Annotated in this window: 12 protein-coding genes, 1 tRNA gene and 1 other RNA gene; 13 read left to right on the forward strand and 1 reads right to left on the reverse strand. The window is 64.1% G+C overall.

Features of this window, described 5'->3' with window-relative positions; translation table 11 throughout:
• Positions 1-77 precede the first annotated feature (77 nt).
• The 13 genes from murJ to Y887_RS13180 all read left to right on the forward strand — a co-directional run bounded on the left by murJ (position 78) and on the right by Y887_RS13180 (position 16,421).
• Complete coding sequence (murJ, locus tag Y887_RS13120; protein ID WP_046964753.1) at positions 78-1,682, forward strand: murein biosynthesis integral membrane protein MurJ; 1,605 nt, start codon at positions 78-80, stop codon at positions 1,680-1,682.
• Between the two features lie 273 nt (positions 1,683-1,955).
• Complete coding sequence (locus Y887_RS13125) at positions 1,956-3,041, forward strand: bifunctional riboflavin kinase/FAD synthetase (protein WP_046964754.1); 1,086 nt, start codon at positions 1,956-1,958, stop codon at positions 3,039-3,041.
• 6 nt (positions 3,042-3,047) lie between these two features.
• Positions 3,048-5,879 (forward strand): isoleucine--tRNA ligase, encoded by a 2,832-nt coding sequence (ileS, locus tag Y887_RS13130; RefSeq protein ID WP_046964755.1) that lies wholly within the window; start codon positions 3,048-3,050, stop codon positions 5,877-5,879.
• A 247-nt stretch (positions 5,880-6,126) separates the two neighbouring features.
• Complete coding sequence (lspA, locus tag Y887_RS13135) at positions 6,127-6,645, forward strand: signal peptidase II (protein WP_046964756.1); 519 nt, start codon at positions 6,127-6,129, stop codon at positions 6,643-6,645.
• A 64-nt stretch (positions 6,646-6,709) separates the two neighbouring features.
• On the forward strand, positions 6,710-7,660 hold the full coding sequence (gene ispH / locus Y887_RS13140) for a 4-hydroxy-3-methylbut-2-enyl diphosphate reductase (RefSeq protein ID WP_046964757.1): 951 nt from the start codon (positions 6,710-6,712) through the stop codon (positions 7,658-7,660).
• A gap of 140 nt (positions 7,661-7,800) precedes the next feature.
• A tRNA-Thr gene (locus Y887_RS13145) sits at positions 7,801-7,876 on the forward strand.
• 357 nt (positions 7,877-8,233) lie between these two features.
• Entirely contained in the window at positions 8,234-9,169 is a 936-nt protein-coding gene (gene cyoA, locus Y887_RS13150; RefSeq protein WP_046964758.1) for a ubiquinol oxidase subunit II, read from the forward strand.
• Positions 9,169-11,169 (forward strand): cytochrome o ubiquinol oxidase subunit I, encoded by a 2,001-nt coding sequence (gene cyoB / locus Y887_RS13155; RefSeq protein WP_046964759.1) that lies wholly within the window; start codon positions 9,169-9,171, stop codon positions 11,167-11,169. The genes cyoA and cyoB overlap by 1 nt, the downstream gene beginning before the upstream one ends.
• Entirely contained in the window at positions 11,166-11,798 is a 633-nt protein-coding gene (gene cyoC / locus Y887_RS13160) for a cytochrome o ubiquinol oxidase subunit III (RefSeq protein ID WP_181112921.1), read from the forward strand. Before cyoB ends, cyoC begins: the two co-directional genes overlap by 4 nt.
• Positions 11,798-12,133: a cytochrome o ubiquinol oxidase subunit IV gene (gene cyoD / locus Y887_RS13165; RefSeq protein ID WP_005989936.1), complete on the forward strand. Its 336-nt coding sequence runs from the start codon at positions 11,798-11,800 to the stop codon at positions 12,131-12,133. The genes cyoC and cyoD overlap by 1 nt, the downstream gene beginning before the upstream one ends.
• 169 nt (positions 12,134-12,302) lie before the next feature.
• Positions 12,303-14,183 (forward strand): M61 family metallopeptidase, encoded by a 1,881-nt coding sequence (locus Y887_RS13170; protein WP_162199167.1) that lies wholly within the window; start codon positions 12,303-12,305, stop codon positions 14,181-14,183.
• Positions 14,184-14,382: 199 nt separating this feature from the next.
• On the forward strand, positions 14,383-15,774 hold the full coding sequence (gene radA, locus Y887_RS13175) for a DNA repair protein RadA (RefSeq protein WP_046964760.1): 1,392 nt from the start codon (positions 14,383-14,385) through the stop codon (positions 15,772-15,774).
• A gap of 260 nt (positions 15,775-16,034) precedes the next feature.
• A complete protein-coding gene (locus Y887_RS13180) occupies positions 16,035-16,421 on the forward strand; it encodes a DUF805 domain-containing protein (protein ID WP_046964761.1) in 387 nt (128 codons plus the stop codon).
• 525 nt (positions 16,422-16,946) lie between these two features.
• On the opposite strand, the gene Y887_RS19150 is transcribed toward Y887_RS13180, so the two are convergent.
• A non-coding RNA gene (locus Y887_RS19150) (sX9 sRNA) lies at positions 16,947-17,003 on the reverse strand; the annotation flags it as partial.

Genomic DNA, 17,003 nt, shown 5'->3' on the forward strand with positions numbered 1-17,003 from the left:
AAGCGGGAAAGTATGATGGACCCAGATATGTACGTCAAGTCAGTTGTCAAGAGGGATGCAGCGTGAGCAAGCCTGGCATGGTGAGAGGCCTGCTCTCATTCAGCAGTATGACCATGGTGTCGCGGGTGCTGGGACTGGTGCGCGACCAGGTCATCACCACCACCTTCGGCACCAATGCGGTGACCGATGCCTTCTGGGTGGCCTTCCGGGTGCCCAATTTCCTGCGCCGGCTGTTTGCCGAAGGCTCCTTCGCCACCGCGTTTGTGCCGGTGTTCACCGAGATCAAGGAAACCCGCCCGCATGCGGACCTGCGCGAATTGATGGCACGGGTGGCAGGCACGCTGGGCGGAGTGCTGCTGCTGGTCACCGCGCTGGCGCTGATCTTCGCACCGTCGCTGGCCACGCTGTTCTCCAGCGGGGTGGATACGGATCCGGCCAAGCATGGCCTGCTGGTGGATCTGTTCCGTCTGACCTTCCCGTTCCTGCTGTTCGTCTCACTGACCGCGCTGGCGGGCGGGGCGCTGAACAGTTTCCAGAAGTTCGCCATGCCGGCGCTGACCCCGGTGATCCTCAACCTGTGCATGATCGCCGGCGCGGTGTGGCTGGCGCCGAAGCTGGGCGGCACTCCGGAAAAACAGATTCTTGCGCTGGGCTGGGCGGTGCTGGCGGCAGGCATGCTGCAGCTGCTGTTCCAACTGCCTTCGCTGAAAGGCATCAACCTGCTGACCTTGCCGCGCTGGGGCTGGCAGCATCCAGGCGTGCGCAAGGTGCTGACCCTGATGGTGCCGACGCTGTTCGGCTCATCGATCGCGCAGATCAACCTGCTGCTGGACACCGTCATCGCCGCCAAGCTGACCGATGGCTCGCAGTCGTGGCTGTCGCTGGCCGACCGCTTCCTGGAATTGCCGCTGGGCGTGTTCGGTGTGGCGCTGGGCACGGTGATCCTGCCGGCGCTGGCGCGGCATCACGTCAAGACCGACCGTGCGGCGTTTTCCGGTGCGCTGGACTGGGGGTTCCGCACCACGCTGTTGATCGCGATGCCGGCCATGCTGGGCCTGCTGTTGCTGGCCGAGCCGCTGGTGGCGACCTTGTTCCAGTACCGCCAGTTCACTGCCTTCGACACGCGGATGACCGCGCTGTCGGTCTACGGCCTGAGCTTCGGTCTGCCGGCCTATGCCATGCTCAAGGTGCTGCTGCCGGCGTTTTACGCGCGGCAGGACACCCGTACCCCGGTACGTGCCGGCGTGGCGGCGCTGGTCGCCAACATGGTGTTCAACTTCGCGTTGCTGGCGGTGGTCTACCAGATCATGGTGCCGCCCGAGCTCAAGGCGCAGGGCGTGATGCAGGCGCTGGGCAAACAGCCGGGTCTGCATCTGGCGCTGGGCATTGCGAGCGCGCTGTCGAGTTATCTCAATCTCGGGTTGCTGTGGTACTGGCTTGGCAAGTCCGGTGTCTACCAGCGGCGGCCGGGCTGGGGCGGCTATGCGGTACGCCTGTTGCTGGCGTGCGCGGCCATGGTGACGGTGCTGTTGGGCGTGTTGTGGTGGCTGCCATCGTTCACCGTGATGGATAAATGGCATCGCATTGGTTGGTTGGCGGTGCTGGTCGGTAGCGGCGGGTTGACCTACGTGGTCGCCCAACTGGCGTTGGGGTTGCGGCCGCGGCATCTGCGGGAGAGTTGAGCCGCCCTGGTTCCGGACGCCGCCGCGGCCGCTGGCGAGCTCCGCCCGGGGTGTCTGCAATCGGCGCGGCCGCACAGGCGTGAAAGGTCCGCGGTGGTCCTGGCCGACGTTGCGGCCGGGGAACCGAGGCCAGTCGCCGCCTGCCCGGGCCACGCGCTTGGGTGATGCTGCGCCCGCCGGGCGCGCCCATGCGGCTTGACAGGCACGGCTATACTTACAAGTTATGCATCAGCGAGGGTCGGCCACCAGGCCGGCATCTGTTTGGATCGAGGAATGAGCAGGCTGTTTAGAAACGTCGAGGGCGGGACGCTGTTCCCGCACGGAAGCGTGGTCTGCATCGGCGCTTTCGATGGCCTGCACCTGGGGCATCGGACGTTGGTGCAGCACGCCATCGCGCGTGCGCGTGCACTGGGCGTGCCGGCCGTGGCGTTGAGCTTCGAGCCGCTGCCGCGCGAATTTTTTGCCCCGGCCGCGCCGCCGCCGCGGCTCACCCTGGCGCGCGCCAAGATCCAGGGCTTGTACGACTTCGGTGCCGACAGCGTGGGCCTGATCCGTTTCGACGGCCGCTTGTCGGCCATGCGTGCAGAAGATTTCGTGCGCCTGGCACTGGTGGGCCGGCTGTGCGCGCGCGAGGTGTGGATCGGCCCGGAATTCCGTTTCGGCTATCGGCGTGGCGGCGATATCGGCTTGCTGCGTACGTTGGGTGAACAGCATGGATTTGCGGCTGGCGAAATCACGCCGGTGCACCTGCACGGCGAACGGATTTCCGCCACGCGGATTCGCGAGCTGCTGGGCGCCGGCGAGTTCGTGCATGCCGGGGAGCTGCTCGGTCGCCCGTATGCGATCGGTGGGCGGGTGGTGCGCGGCAAGCAACTGGGGCGCACGCTGGGCTATCCCACCGCCAATCTGCGTTTCCCGCGGACTCCCGCGTTATCGGGCATCTATGCGACCTGGGTGCATGGCGTGGCCGAGCGTCCGTGGCCATCGGTGTCCAGCTTCGGTACCCGGCCCACCGTGGCCGGCGTGGAGCCGTTGCTGGAAGCGCACCTGTTCGATTTCCAGGGCGATCTGTATGGCCGGCATATCGAGGTCGAATTCGTCGCCAAGCTGCGCGACGAAGAAAAGTTCGATGGGCTCGAGGCGTTGACCGTGCAGATGCACCGCGACGCCGAGCAGGCCCGCGCCGTGCTCAAGGCGAGCCCCTCGCGCCTGCCTGCCGATGCGGGCGTTGTTGGTTCCGTCGGTCTTCCCGGTGAGGGGCAAGGTGACAGCGCGTCGCGCCGTTTGGCAGATGCAGACGCCGTCGATGCCGCCGCCCCGCAACATTCCCGTCCATCTCCTTACGCAGCGCAACGGTAGATTCCTGTGACCCAAGACTACAAAGCCACTCTCCATCTGCCTGCGACGGAATTTCCGATGCGCGGCGATCTGCCCAAGCGCGAGCCGGCGATGCTGGACCGCTGGGAGCGCGATGGGCTGTATGCGCAGCTGCGCGCCAACGCGGCGGGGCGCCCGCTGTTCGTGCTGCACGACGGCCCGCCGTATGCCAATGGCCAGATCCATCTGGGTCACGCGGTCAACAAGATCCTCAAGGACATCATCGTCAAGTCGAAGTATCTGGCTGGCTTCGATGCGCCGTATATCCCGGGCTGGGACTGCCATGGCCTGCCGATCGAGATCGCGATCGAAAAGAAATACGGCAAGGTCGGCGTCAAGCTGGATGCCGCCGAGTTTCGCCAGAAGTGCCGCGAATACGCGACCGAGCAAATCGATCTGCAGCGGCGCGATTTCAAGCGCCTGGGCGTGGTCGGCGATTGGGACAACCCGTACAGGACGCTGGATTTCCGCTTCGAAGCCAATGAAATCCGCGCGCTGGCCAAGGTGGTGGACAACGGCCACCTGACCCGCGGCGTCAAGCCGGTGCATTGGTGCTTTGATTGCGGCTCGGCGCTGGCCGAGGCCGAGATCGAATACGCCGACAAGGTCTCGCCGACCGTGGATGTGGCCTATCCGGCGCGCGATCCGGCGGCAGTGGCTGCTGCGTTCGGCGCCAGTCTGCCGGCAGGCGCCAGCGTGGCGGTGCCGATCTGGACCACCACGCCGTGGACGCTGCCGGCGTCGCTGGCGGTGAGCCTGGGTGCGGAGCTCGATTACGTGCTGGTCGAAGGTCCGGCCGACCGTGGCCAGCCGCGTTGGCTGATCGTCGCCGAGGCCCTCGCGGCCAGGGTGCTGGCGCGCTACGGCGTGGACGATGTGGCGGTGCATGGCCATGCCAAGGGCGCCGTGCTGGACCAGATGCTGCTCAACCACCCGTTCTATGCCGAGCGCGAGATCCCGCTGCTGCTCGGCGAGCATGTGTCCGCCGAGGAAGGCACTGGCGCCGTGCACACTGCGCCCGGTCATGGCCAGGAGGACTACCAGGTTTCCAGGCAGTACGGCTTGCTGGAGCGCTATACCGCCGCGCAGATCAATCCGGTGGATGGACGTGGCGTGTATCTGCCCTCCACGCCGCCGCTGGGCGACACCGTGCTGGCCGGGCTGCATATCTGGAAGGCCAACGACGTCATCATCGAGGCGCTGCGCGACACCGGCGCGTTGCTGGCGGCCAGCAAGATGGAGCACAGCTACCCGCATTGCTGGCGCCACAAGACGCCGATCGCGTTTCGTGCCACGCCGCAGTGGTTCATCTCGATGGAGCAGGCCAACCTGCGCGCCGATGCGCTCAAGGCGATCGAGCAGGTGACCTGGTACCCGGCCTGGGGCCAGGCGCGTATCGCCGGCATGGTCGACGGCCGCCCGGACTGGACCATCTCGCGCCAGCGTACCTGGGGCGTGCCGATCGCGCTGTTCGTGCACCGCGAAACCGGCGAGCCGCATCCGCGCAGCACCGAGTTGCTGCGCCAGGTCGCCGACCGGGTGGAGCAGGGTGGCGTGGACGTGTGGTACACGCTGGACGCGGCCGAACTGCTGGGCGATGAAGCGGCCGATTACGACAAGATCACCGACATCCTGGATGTGTGGTTCGACTCCGGCGTGACGCATGAGGCGGTGCTGGTGGACCGTGGCCTGCCCAAGCCGGCCGACCTGTATCTGGAAGGCTCCGACCAGCATCGCGGCTGGTTCCAGTCCTCGCTGTTGAGTGGTGTGGCGATGGACAAGGCGGCGCCGTACAAGCAGTGCCTCACCCACGGATTTACCGTGGACGAGCACGGCCGCAAGATGTCCAAGTCTTCCGGCAACGGCATCGAGCCGCAGGAGATCATGAAGACCCTGGGCGCAGACATCCTGCGCCTGTGGATCGCATCGGCCGACTACAGCAACGAAATGTCGCTGTCGCAGGAGATCCTCAAGCGCAACGCCGATGCGTATCGTCGCCTGCGCAATACCGCGCGCTTTCTGCTCGGCAATCTGCATGGCTTCGACCCGGTGCAGCATCTGGTGGCGCTGGAGGACATGGTGCTGCTGGACCGCTGGATCGTGCATCGCGCGCACGAGCTGCAGGAAAAGATCGTCGCCGCCTATGCGCGTTACGACTTCGCCGAGATCGTGCAGGCGCTGCTGAATTTCTGCAGCGTGGACCTGGGTTCGTTGTATCTGGACGTGACCAAGGACCGTCTGTACACGATGGCCGAAGACGCGCGCGGCCGCCGCTCGGCACAGAGCGCGATGTATCACGTGGCCGAAGCCTTCGTGCGCTGGGTGGCGCCGGTGCTGACCTTTACCGCCGAAGAGCTGTGGGCGTACCTGCCGGGCGAGCATGTCGGCAACGTGTTGTTCGCCACCTGGTACGACGGCCTGGCGCCGTTGCCTGCCGGTGCCGCGCTGACCGGCGCGGATGTCGAGAAGTTGCTGGCCCTGCGCGAGCAGGTGGCCAAGGTGCTGGAGCCGATGCGCGCCAACGGGGCGATCGGCGCGGCGCTGGAAGCGGAGATCACCGTGGCGGCCGATGCGCAGACTGCCGCGCGCTGGCAGCCGCTGGCCGAGGAACTGCGCTTCCTGTTCATCAGTGGCGACGTGACCGTGACCGCGGCCAGCACCGACGACATCTTCGTCAGCGCGCAACCGACCACCAAGGCCAAGTGCGTGCGTTGCTGGCACCACCAGGCCAGCGTGGGCAGCGATGCGCGGCACCCGGAACTGTGCAGCCGCTGCGTCAGCAATATCGAAGGCCCGGGCGAGCAGCGTCGCTGGTTCTGATGTCTTGATTGCTTCTCCCGCAAGCGGGAGTCCGTTCCAATACCCCTTCTCCCGCAAGCGGGAGTTCGTTCCAATATCCCTTCTCCCGCAAGCGGGAGTTCGTTCCAATATCCCTTCTCCCGCAAGCGGGAGAAGGTGGCGCGCAGCGCCGGATGAGGGCCGTGATGGCGCATCCGGCGCTTCTGACCGATTTGCCCGTCGGGCAGCGACTCCCGAACCCGGGAGTCGCAACAGCTAAGGTGATTCCATGACCGCAAGACCCAAACCCTCCGCCCTGATCTGGCTGCTGCTGTCGGCCGTGGTGGTGGGGCTGGACCAGTGGAGCAAGGCCTGGGTGCTCTCCAGCCTGCCCGAATACACCCCGGTGCCGGTCATCGACGGCTTCTGGAACTGGTACCGCACCTATAACACCGGCGCAGCCTTCAGCTTCTTGAGCGATGCCGGCGGCTGGCAGCTGTGGTTCTTCACCGCGCTGGCGGTGGGTATCAGCGGCCTGTTGGCGGTCTGGCTGTCGCGCACCGCGCGCGGGCAGTGGCGCAGCGCGCTGCCTTATGCGCTGGTGATCGGCGGGGCGATCGGCAATGTGATCGACCGGCTGATGCACGGCCACGTGGTCGATTTCATCCAGTGGTATATCGGCAGCCATACCTGGCCGTCATTCAACATCGCCGACTCGGCCATCGTGGGCGGTGCCATCGGGATTGCGGTGTTCGGGCTGTTCGACAAGTCCGGGAATCGGGAGTCGGGAATCGGGAATCGACGCTGAAGTCGCGTTGCACCGGCGCCGCCCGGTGCCATCCTCCATTCCCCATTCCCGTAGAATGCTCGCCATGGATGTCCTGCTCGCCAATCCCCGTGGTTTTTGTGCCGGTGTCGACCGCGCGATCGAGATCGTCAAGCGTGCGATCGAGACGCTCGGCGCGCCGATCTATGTGCGCCACGAAGTGGTGCACAACCGGTTCGTGGTCGATGACCTCAAGCAGCGCGGCGCGGTCTTCGTCGAAGAGCTCGACGAGGTGCCCGACAATGCCACGGTGATCTTCAGCGCACACGGCGTCTCGCAGGCGGTGCGTCAGGAGGCCGAGCGCCGCGGCTTGAAGGTGTTCGACGCGACCTGTCCGCTGGTGACCAAGGTGCATTTCGAGGTCGCCCGCCACTGCCGTGCCGGCCGCGATGTGGTGTTGATCGGCCATGCCGGGCACCCGGAAGTGGAAGGCACCATGGGGCAGTGGAGCCGCGAGCGCGGCGCAGGCACGATCTACCTGGTCGAAGATATCGATCAGGTCGCCACGCTGCAGATTCGCCAGCCCGACAATCTCGCCTACACCACCCAGACCACGCTGTCGGTCGACGACACCATCGGCATCATCGAGGCGCTGCGTGCGCGCTACCCGGCGATGCAGGGGCCGCGCCATGACGACATCTGCTACGCCACCCAGAACCGCCAGGACGCGGTGCGCGATCTGGCGCGCCAGTGCGACCTGGTGCTGGTGGTCGGCTCGCCCAATAGCTCCAATTCCAATCGACTGAGCGAACTCGCACGCCGCGACGGGGTGGAGTCATACCTGATCGACAATGCCGGCGAGATCGATCCGGCCTGGATCGTCGGCAAGCAGCATATCGGCCTGACCGCTGGCGCCTCCGCCCCGCAGGTACTGGTCGATGGCGTGCTGGCGCGGCTGCGCGAGCTCGGCGCCGAGGGGGTGTCCGAGCTGGAAGGCGAACCCGAATCGATGGTGTTCGCGCTGCCCAAGGAGCTGCGGCTGCGCCTGGTCAGCTGACTTGACGTCGGCAGCCAAGGCTGCTGGGCAAGGCAGGGTGAGCAACGTCCGGATGTCGGCACGTCTGGGAGGCCATTTGCGCATGGCCGCCACGGCGGCGATTGACCAGCCCCTGGGTCCGCTCCTACAATGCACGGCTCGCCGGAATAGCTCAGTTGGTAGAGCGGCGCATTCGTAATGCGTAGGTCGTAGGTTCGATTCCTATTTCCGGCACCATCGCTTCAACACTGGGTCGGCCCTTGGCCGGCCCAGTCGCGTTTTTGGCGTCCGCAAGCGTATTTCACGCGTTTTTCGCATCGATTGCACTGCAGAGCGGAGGCGGCGACGACGGCCGTCATGGCCTGCCTTTTTGCTTACGCTGCGCTGCGACAACATGTCGCACGGTTTTGCGCGCATTTATTGCGGCAGATCATTGCCAATGGGTTTCGTGCAGGTGCAGCAAAGATTAAAATTGGCGCGCTAACCTGCGACTTCGGTCTGCGTGGGCCCTTCCTCAAAACGAAGGGCATCGCCGGACATCTCCCTGGCGGGAGACGATGCGCGGCTGGCGTTCCTTCGCACTTGGATCGACCGATGATTCCGCTGAAACATCTCGGGCGTTTACTTCGTCCAGGTCTGATGTTGCCGTTCCTGCTGTTGGCAGGCTGCAACTCGGCCATCCTCAATCCGAAAGGCCAGATCGGCCACGACGAGAAGCAACTGCTGATCACCTCCGTGGTGCTGATGCTGATCGTGGTCATCCCGGTGATCGTGATGACGATTGCGTTCGCGTGGAAATACCGCGCATCCAACACGAAGGCACGCTACGAGCCGGATTGGTCGCACTCCACTGCCATCGAAGTGGTGGTGTGGTCGATCCCGTGCGTGATCATCCTGGTGCTGGCGGTGCTGACCTGGCGCTCGTCGCATGCGCTAGACCCGTACCGGCCGCTGGATTCGGACGTCAAGCCGATCAACATCGAAGCGGTGTCGCTGGACTGGAAGTGGATGTTCATCTACCCGGACCAGAACATCGCCACGGTCAACGAGATCGCGTTCCCGGTGCATACGCCGCTGAACTTCAAGATCACCTCCGACACGGTGATGAACTCATTCTTCATTCCGCACCTGGGCACCATGATCTACGCGATGGCGGGCATGGAAACCAAGCTGCATCTGGTGGCCAACGAGCCGGGCGAGTACTTCGGCCTGTCGACCAACTACAGCGGTCACGGCTTCTCTAAGATGAGCTTCAAGGCGCATGCGGTCGACCAAGCCGGTTTCGATGCATGGGTGGCCAAGGTCAAGGCATCGCCGACGTCCTTGAATGCCGCCGAATATCAGGTGCTGGCTGCCAATCGCAACGACAAGGAACAGTATCCGGTCACCTACTACTCGTCGGTGCAGGACGGCATGTTCCGCTCGCTGGTCGACAAATACATGAATGGTCCGGGCCACAACAAAGGCCACGGCGACCATGAGGCATCGGCTGCAGAGCCGGTCGCCATGTGCACTTCTGGAGACAAGTGATGCTAGGCAAACTTACGATCGAGGCGGTTCCGTACCACGAGCCGATCATCATGGTCGCGCTGGGTGGTGCGGGCCTGCTCGGCCTGCTCATCGCGGGCGCCATCACCAAGTACAAGCTGTGGGGCTACCTGTGGAAGGAGTGGTTCACCTCGGTGGATCACAAGCGCATCGGTGTGATGTACATCATCGTGGCGCTGGTCATGCTGCTGCGCGGCTTTGCCGACGCGGCGATGATGCGCACCCAGCAGGCGCTGGCAGGTAACGGCGGCGAAGGTGTGCTGCCGCCGCATCACTACGATCAGATCTTCACCGCGCATGGCGTGATCATGATCTTCTTCATGGCCATGCCGTTCATGACCGGCCTGTTGAACCTGATCGTGCCGTTGCAGATCGGTGCGCGCGACGTGGCGTTTCCGTTCCTGAACTCGCTGAGCTTCTGGCTGTTCGTGGCCGGCGCGGCGCTGATCAACATCTCGCTGGGCGTCGGTGAGTTCGCGCAGACCGGCTGGCTGGCCTATCCGCCGTTGTCGGGGCTGGAATACAGTCCAGGGGTCGGTGTCGATTACTACATCTGGGCGTTGCAGGTCTCAGGGTTAGGCACGTTGCTGACCGGTATCAACTTCTTCGTGACGATCATGCGGATGCGCGCGCCGGGCATGACCCTGATGCGCATGCCGATCTTCACCTGGACCGCGTTGATCACCAACATCCTGATCATCGCTGCATTCCCGATCCTGACCGTGGCGCTGGCGCTGCTGGGTGCCGACCGTTACCTGGGCACGCACTTCTTTACCAATGACGGTGGCGGCAACGCCATGATGTACGTCAACCTGATCTGGATCTGGGGTCACCCGGAGGTCTACATCCTGATCCTGCCGGCGTTCGGCATCTTCTCGGAGTTGATCGCCACCTATAGCCGCAAGCGCCTGTTCGGCTACACCTCGATGGTCTACGCCACCTCGTGCATCGGCGTGCTGTCGTTCGTGGTGTGGTTGCACCACTTCTTCACCATGGGCTCGGGTGCCAACGTCAATGCCTTCTTCGGCATCACGACGATGATCATCTCGATTCCGACCGGCGTGAAGATCTTCAACTGGTTGTTCACCATGTTCCGCGGTCGCGTGCACATGACCTCGCCGGTGCTGTGGACGATCGGCTTCATCATCACCTTCACCATCGGCGGCATGACCGGCGTGATGCTGGCGATTCCGGCCGTGGACTTCGTGCTGCACAACAGCCTGTTCCTGATCGCGCACTTCCATAACGTGATCATCGGCGGCGTGGTGTTCGGTTACCTGGCAGGTCTGACCTACTGGTTCCCGAAGGCATTCGGCTTCAAGCTCAACGAGAAGATCGGCAAGGCCTCGTTCTGGTGTTGGATCATCGGTTTCTTCGTGGCCTTCATGCCGCTGTACGTGCTCGGCTTCATGGGCATGACCCGTCGCATGAACACCTACAACCACCCCGAGTGGGCGCCGTGGCTGTATGTCGCTGCGGTGGGTGCTGCGATCATCGGCCTGGGCATCTTCCTGAATCTGGTGCAGATCGCTTACAGCGTCTGGAAGCGCAAGGAGCACATGGACTACACGGGCGATCCGTGGGATGGCCGCACGCTGGAATGGGCCACCTCCTCGCCGCCGCCGTTCTACAACTTCGCCGTGCTGCCGCACATCGACGACCGCGATCAGTTCTGGGCCGACAAGCAGAACGGCAAGGGGTGGGTGCGTCCGTCCAAGTACGAACCCATCCACATGCCGCGTAACACCGGCGCAGGTGTGTATATCGGTGCCTTCAGCGTGCTGCTGGGCTTCGGTCTGATCTGGCACATCTGGTGGCTGGCCATCATTGGCCTGGTGGGCATGATCGGCAGCTTCATCGCGCGCACCTTCGACGACGACATCGATTACTGGGTGCCGGCCGATGAAGTGGAGCGCATCGAAAACGCGCGCTTTGCGCTGCTCGAACAGCAACAGGCGGCGCAGGCCGCGAAGGTGGTATGACCATGGCTTCCTCGACCACGCTTGACCACGCCGCCCACGCGGGCGGCCACGATCACGACCACGAGCATCACGACGGCGGTGGCAACACCGTCTTCGGGTTCTGGGTCTATCTGATGAGCGACTGCCTGCTGTTTGCCGGTCTGTTCGCCACCTATGCGGTGCTCTCCGGCGCCACGGTGGACGGGCCGACCGCCAAGGAGCTGTTCGATCTGAAGTTCGTGCTGGTGGAAACCTTCCTGCTGTTGTTCAGCAGCCTGAGCTTTGGCTTTGCGATGATTTCTGCGCACAAGCGCAGCATGACCGGCCTGTATGGCTGGCTGGGCGTGACCGCGCTGCTGGGTATCGGCTTTCTGTGCATGGAAGTCTGGGAATTCAATCACCTGATCCATGAAGGTGCCGGCCCGGGACGCAGCGCGTTCCTGTCCGCCTTCTTCACTCTGGTCGGTACCCACGGTTTGCACGTGGCATCGGGCCTGTTGTGGATGGCGGTGCTGGTGATCCAGATCTCCAAGAACGGCCTGACTGCGCGCAACAGCACGCGTCTGGCCTGCCTGAGCCTGTTCTGGCACTTCCTGGACATCATCTGGATCGGTGTGTTCACCGTCGTCTATCTGCTGGGAGCGCTGTAATGGCCAATCACCACCACACCGAGACCGCGGCCGATGCGCATGCCGGCGGTTTGAAGTCCTATCTGATCGGCTTCGTCATGGCCGTCATCCTCACCGTCATCCCGTTTGCGATGGTGATGAGCGGGGCGTTCTCCAAGGGCGTCACCATCGTCGTGATCTCGGTCATGGCCGCAGTGCAGATGCTGGTGCACATGGTGTACTTCCTGCATATGGATCGCACGCCCGAGCAGCGTTCCAACGTGCAGGTGGGCCTGTTCTCGCTGCTGATCATCGGCATCGTGATCGTCGGCTCGCTGTGGGTGCTGCACAACATGAACGTCAACATGATGCATTGAGACGGCGCAATGCCGGATCGCGTCATGCTGTTATGAAGAAGGCCGCCAGCGATTGGCGGCTTTTTTTGCGCATGAATTTGCCTGCGGCATGACCAATGGCATACGGGGAAGCCGTGGTGGGCGCTTAGCATCGTGGGCTTGCCTGTTCCAGGTCACCTGCGGAGTTGCGATGAAGATGCCCACCCTGTTGTCCGTGTCGCTGCTGGCAGCGCTGTCGTTGCCGGCCGCCGCGCAAACCGCGCCGCCGCAGGACGTGCCGTTCGACGGGATTTTGAAGATCGACGTCGATGCCACCGACCTGGCGCACCGCATCTTCAAGGTCAAGACCACGATGCCGGCAAAGCCCGGCCCGATGACGCTGCTGTACCCGCAATGGATTCCGGGCAATCACTCGCCGACCGGGCCGATCGACAAGCTCGCCGGGCTGGTGATCAAGGTCGACGGCAAGGTGGTGCCATGGACGCGCGACCAGTTCGATGTCTACGCATTCAAGGTGGACGTGCCGCAGGGCGCCACCGAGCTGGTGGCCGAGTTCAAGTTCCTCTCGCCGCAGGCCCCCAACCAGGGCCGGGTGATGATGACCCCGGAAATGCTCAACCTGCAGTGGAATACCACTGCGCTGTACCCGGCCGGGACCTATGCGCGCAACATCAAGGCGCAGGCCAGCGTGACGCTGCCGGCGGGCTGGAGTTATGCCACCGCGCTGGAAACCGATCGTCGCATCGGCGACACGGTGACCTTCAAGCCGATCGATTTCGACGACCTTGTCGACTCGCCGATGTTTGCCGGCAAGTACTACAAACGCGTGGAGTTGAGCAGCGGCAAGCAGCCGGTCTATCTCAATGTGTTCGCCGACGAGGCCAAGTCGCTGGAGGCCAAGCCCGAGCAGATCAAGGCGCATGCGGCGCTGGTCCAGCAGATGGACAAGCTCTACGGCGCGCGCCATTTCGACCACTACGAATTCCTGCTGGCGCTGACCAAGAAGTTGGGCGGCATCGGCCTGGAGCATCACCGCTCCAGCGAAAACAGCGGGGTGCCGACCTACTTCACCGAGTGGGACAAGAGCTGGACCGGGCGCGACCTGCTCGCGCACGAGTTCAACCATTCGTGGAATGGCAAGTACCGTCGCGGCGCCGACCTGGCGACGCCGAACTTCAACGTCCCGATGGGCGACAGCCTGCTGTGGCTGTACGAAGGCCAGACCCAGTTCTGGGGCGAAGTGATGGCTGCGCGTTCGGGCCTGTGGACGCAGGATCAGGCACGCGAGATGCTGGCCGGCGTGGCGGCGAACTACGAGCGCGGTCGCCCCGGCATGGCCTGGCGCACCGTGCAGGACACCACCAACGATCCGACCATGTCGATGCGCCGCCCCAAGGCCTACCGTAGCTATCAGATGGCCGAAGACTATTACTCCGGCGGCCAGATGATGTGGCTGGAAGTGGACAGCAAGCTGCGCGAGTTGACCAACAACAAGCGCTCCATCGACGATTTCGGCAAGGCCTTCTTCGGCATGAAGAACGGCGATTGGGACGTCAACCCGTACACCTTCGACGACATCGTGGCCACGCTCAATGGCGTGGCGCCCTACGACTGGGCCAGCCTGTTGCGCAGCCGCATGGACGGGCACGGTTCCTTGAACGCTGGCATCGAGGCCAACGGCTGGAAGCTGGTCTACAACGAGGAGCCGAACCTTGCCACCAAGGCCGACGAGAGCGACGACAAGGACGCCAGCCTGACCTATTCGCTTGGCCTGTCCCTGAAAGCCTCTGGCGATATCGGCGACGTGCTGTGGGACGGCCCGGCCTTCAATGCCGGCCTGATTGCCGGCAACACCATCGTGGCGGTCAACGGCCGCGCCTTCAGCAGCGAGGTGATCAAGGACGCGATCAAGGCGGCCAAGGGCACCACCGCGCCGATCGAGTTGCTGGTCAAGCGCCTGGACCGCTACGACACCGTGCGCATCGATTACCACGGCGGCCTGCTGTATCCGCATCTGGAACGTATCGCCGGCAAGCCTGACCGCCTGAGCGAGCTGTATAAGGCCAGGTAAGCCCTGACGGACGTGCGTGCGTCAGCGCGCATGTCGCCAACACAGCCGCAGGGTCGAGCGACGTCGATCCTGCGGTTTTTTCATGGCTGCAGAATCAGAACTCCCCGATAGCGCGCCGTCCGTGCGCTGCAGCGCCGTCGCGCATGCTGAGACCGTCAGCCTCTATCCTGTCGCATTAACGACAACAGGCAAGACGACGATGGCGAAGGCGAAGACGGCCTATGTCTGCGGCGAGTGCGGCGCCGAATACAACAAGTGGCAGGGGCAATGCACCGAGTGCGGGGTGTGGAACACGCTCAGCGAGATCGTGCTGGAAAGCGCCACGCCCGGCGGCAAGGCCTCGCCTGCGGCATCGCGGCGCAGTGGTTGGGCCGGCAAGGCCGAGGCGCCCAAGATCACTGCGCTCAAGGATGTGCAGCAATCCGAGCAGGCGCGCGTGTCCACCGGCATCGGCGAGTTCGATCGCGTGCTCGGTGGCGGGCTGGTCGAAGGCGCGGTGGTGTTGATCGGTGGCGACCCTGGCATCGGCAAATCCACGTTGTTGTTGCAGGCGCTGGCGAGCATGGCCAGCACGCTGCCGGTGCTGTACGTCACCGGCGAGGAATCGCTGGCGCAGGTGGCAGGGCGCGCGGTGCGGCTGGATCTGCCGCTGGAAGGCTTGAATGCGTTGGCCGAAACCGGCATCGAAAACATCCTGCAGCATGCCAGCGTGGCGCGACCCAAGCTGATCGTGGCCGACTCGGTACAGACGCTGTGGACGGAGTCGCTGACCGCAGCACCTGGGTCGGTCAGCCAGGTACGCGAGAGTGCGGCGCGGCTGGTGCGCTATGCCAAGGAGACCGGCACCGCGGTGTTCCTGGTCGGCCATGTGACCAAGGAAGGCGGCATCGCCGGCCCGCGCGTGCTCGAGCATATGGTCGATGCGGTGCTGTACTTCGAAGGCGAGAGCGGCAGCCGGTTCCGGTTGTTGCGCGCGTTCAAGAACCGCTTCGGTGCGGTCAACGAGCTGGGCGTGTTTGCAATGGGCGAAAAGGGCCTCAAGGAGGTTTCCAACCCATCGGCGATCTTCCTGTCCGGCGGCAGCACCCAGCAACCCGGCAGCTGCGTGATGGTCACCCGCGAAGGCACCCGGCCGCTGATGGTGGAGGTGCAGGCGCTGGTGGATGCCTCGCCGTTGTCCAATCCACGCCGGGTGGCGGTGGGACTGGAGCAGAACCGGCTGGCGATGCTGCTGGCGGTGCTGCATCGGCATGGGGGCATCGTGGTGGGCGATCAGGACGTGTTCGTCAACGTGGTCGGCGGCATTCGCGTGCAGGAGACCGCGGCCGACCTGCCGGTGTTGCTGGCGGTGTTGTCCTCGCTGCGCGACCGGCCGTTGTCCGAGAAGACCATCGCCTTCGGCGAGGTCGGGTTGTCCGGCGAAATACGCCCGGTGCCCAATGGCGAGGACCGCTTGAAGGAAGCTGCGACGCACGGCTTCAAGCGCGCGATCGTGCCGCGTGCCAATGCACCGAAAACGGCCAGCATCAAGGGGATGGAGATCATCGCAGTGGAGCGGCTGAGCCAGGCGCTGGAGGCCGCGGCCGACTGAGGTATGCGCCGCGACGTGGGCACTGGCGGGGCAGCCTGCCCGGCCCAGCTGGCCGTGGCATCTCCGCAAGCGCCTGCCAAACAGTCCTCGCCTGGCGGACTCTACCGGCGCCGGCAACCGTCTGTCGGCTGGTGGCGGCAATTTGGATTCGGGTGTGAAGAAAGCGTTTTCACCAGAGTGCGGCTATGGCACCATGCGCGGCCCGTTGCACTGTGCACCGGATCACAAACGCCGCTGATTGCTCGTACAGGAGAACCACGATGGAATGGATGTTGTTGCCGCTCAAGCGTTACGCCGATTTTGAAGGTCGGTCGCGTCGCAAGGAATACTGGATGTTCATGCTGCTGCAGGTGATCGTTCTGGTGGTGCTGGGCATCATGTTTGGTATTGCAGCGGCGGTGATGGGGGGCGAGAACGGCCCCGGTCCGCTGGCCTGGGTGGTCGGCGCCATCATGGCGATCTTCGTGCTGGCGCTGATCGTGCCCAGCATTGCGGTGACCGTGCGGCGGCTGCATGACCAGGACAAGTCGGGTTGGTTCTATCTGATCAGCTTCGTGCCTTACGTCGGCGGTTTCATCGTGCTCGTGTTCATGTGCCTGGAAGGCACTCCGGGCCCGAACCAGTACGGCGAGAGCCCGAAGCAGTAATCGCCTCGCACGATGTGGATTGAACGATGGCGCAGGAGTTTCCTGCGCCATCGTCGTTTATGCGATTTGGAGCGGCTGGCAACGCCTAGGTGCGGTGTCGCATGTGCACGGTCTTGCGCGTTGCGAGCGTGCTACCTGCCGATGCCGGGACGGCTGCTCCGATCCACACATCGACCGCGTGGCGGATCGAGCACGCCGCAGCCGAACGATCACGGCAACGCGCGTTGCGTCAGCAACACGTCGGCTCCCGTCTGGCGGCGACGCAGGCGTTCGCTGGCTGCTCTTTGTTCGGTCGTGGGCGAGATGCGCGGGTGCAGCGCCCTCATCGCAATCGGTTGCACGGGTGCCTGTTCAGGCGTCCCTTGCTCGCCCAAAGGGAATCAGAAAATTCCTGAAGATCGCACAGTGTGTCGACCGGCTGTTGCGTAACTCTGCGTCGTGCCTCGATAGCCGATCGGCCTGGACCTCACTCGCAGTTTGAGCCACCGCCGATCTCATCGTGGTCGATTCAACGTGGTTTAGAGCGGCTAACAAAACGTAGCGAGCAGTCGTCAGGTGGGTGCGGACGGCGCGGAGGAACCG

Origin of the sequence: Xanthomonas pisi DSM 18956 (assembly GCF_001010415.1) — a bacterium.
Taxonomy (GTDB): Bacteria; Pseudomonadota; Gammaproteobacteria; order Xanthomonadales; family Xanthomonadaceae; genus Xanthomonas; species Xanthomonas pisi.

Bases quoted from the DNA above. Each gene is read 5' to 3' on its own strand.
- cyoC (WP_181112921.1), top strand. From the start codon at position 11,166: ATGACCATGGCTTCCTCGACCACGCTTGACCACGCCGCCCACGCGGGC.
- lspA (WP_046964756.1), top strand. From the start codon at position 6,127: ATGACCGCAAGACCCAAACCCTCCGCCCTGATCTGGCTGCTGCTGTCG.
- Y887_RS13180 (WP_046964761.1), top strand. From the start codon at position 16,035: ATGGAATGGATGTTGTTGCCGCTCAAGCGTTACGCCGATTTTGAAGGT.
- radA (WP_046964760.1), top strand. From the start codon at position 14,383: ATGGCGAAGGCGAAGACGGCCTATGTCTGCGGCGAGTGCGGCGCCGAA.
- cyoD (WP_005989936.1), top strand. From the start codon at position 11,798: ATGGCCAATCACCACCACACCGAGACCGCGGCCGATGCGCATGCCGGC.
- cyoB (WP_046964759.1), top strand. From the start codon at position 9,169: ATGCTAGGCAAACTTACGATCGAGGCGGTTCCGTACCACGAGCCGATC.
- murJ (WP_046964753.1), top strand. From the start codon at position 78: ATGGTGAGAGGCCTGCTCTCATTCAGCAGTATGACCATGGTGTCGCGG.
- Y887_RS13125 (WP_046964754.1), top strand. From the start codon at position 1,956: ATGAGCAGGCTGTTTAGAAACGTCGAGGGCGGGACGCTGTTCCCGCAC.
- ispH (WP_046964757.1), top strand. From the start codon at position 6,710: ATGGATGTCCTGCTCGCCAATCCCCGTGGTTTTTGTGCCGGTGTCGAC.
- cyoA (WP_046964758.1), top strand. From the start codon at position 8,234: ATGATTCCGCTGAAACATCTCGGGCGTTTACTTCGTCCAGGTCTGATG.
- Y887_RS13170 (WP_162199167.1), top strand. From the start codon at position 12,303: ATGAAGATGCCCACCCTGTTGTCCGTGTCGCTGCTGGCAGCGCTGTCG.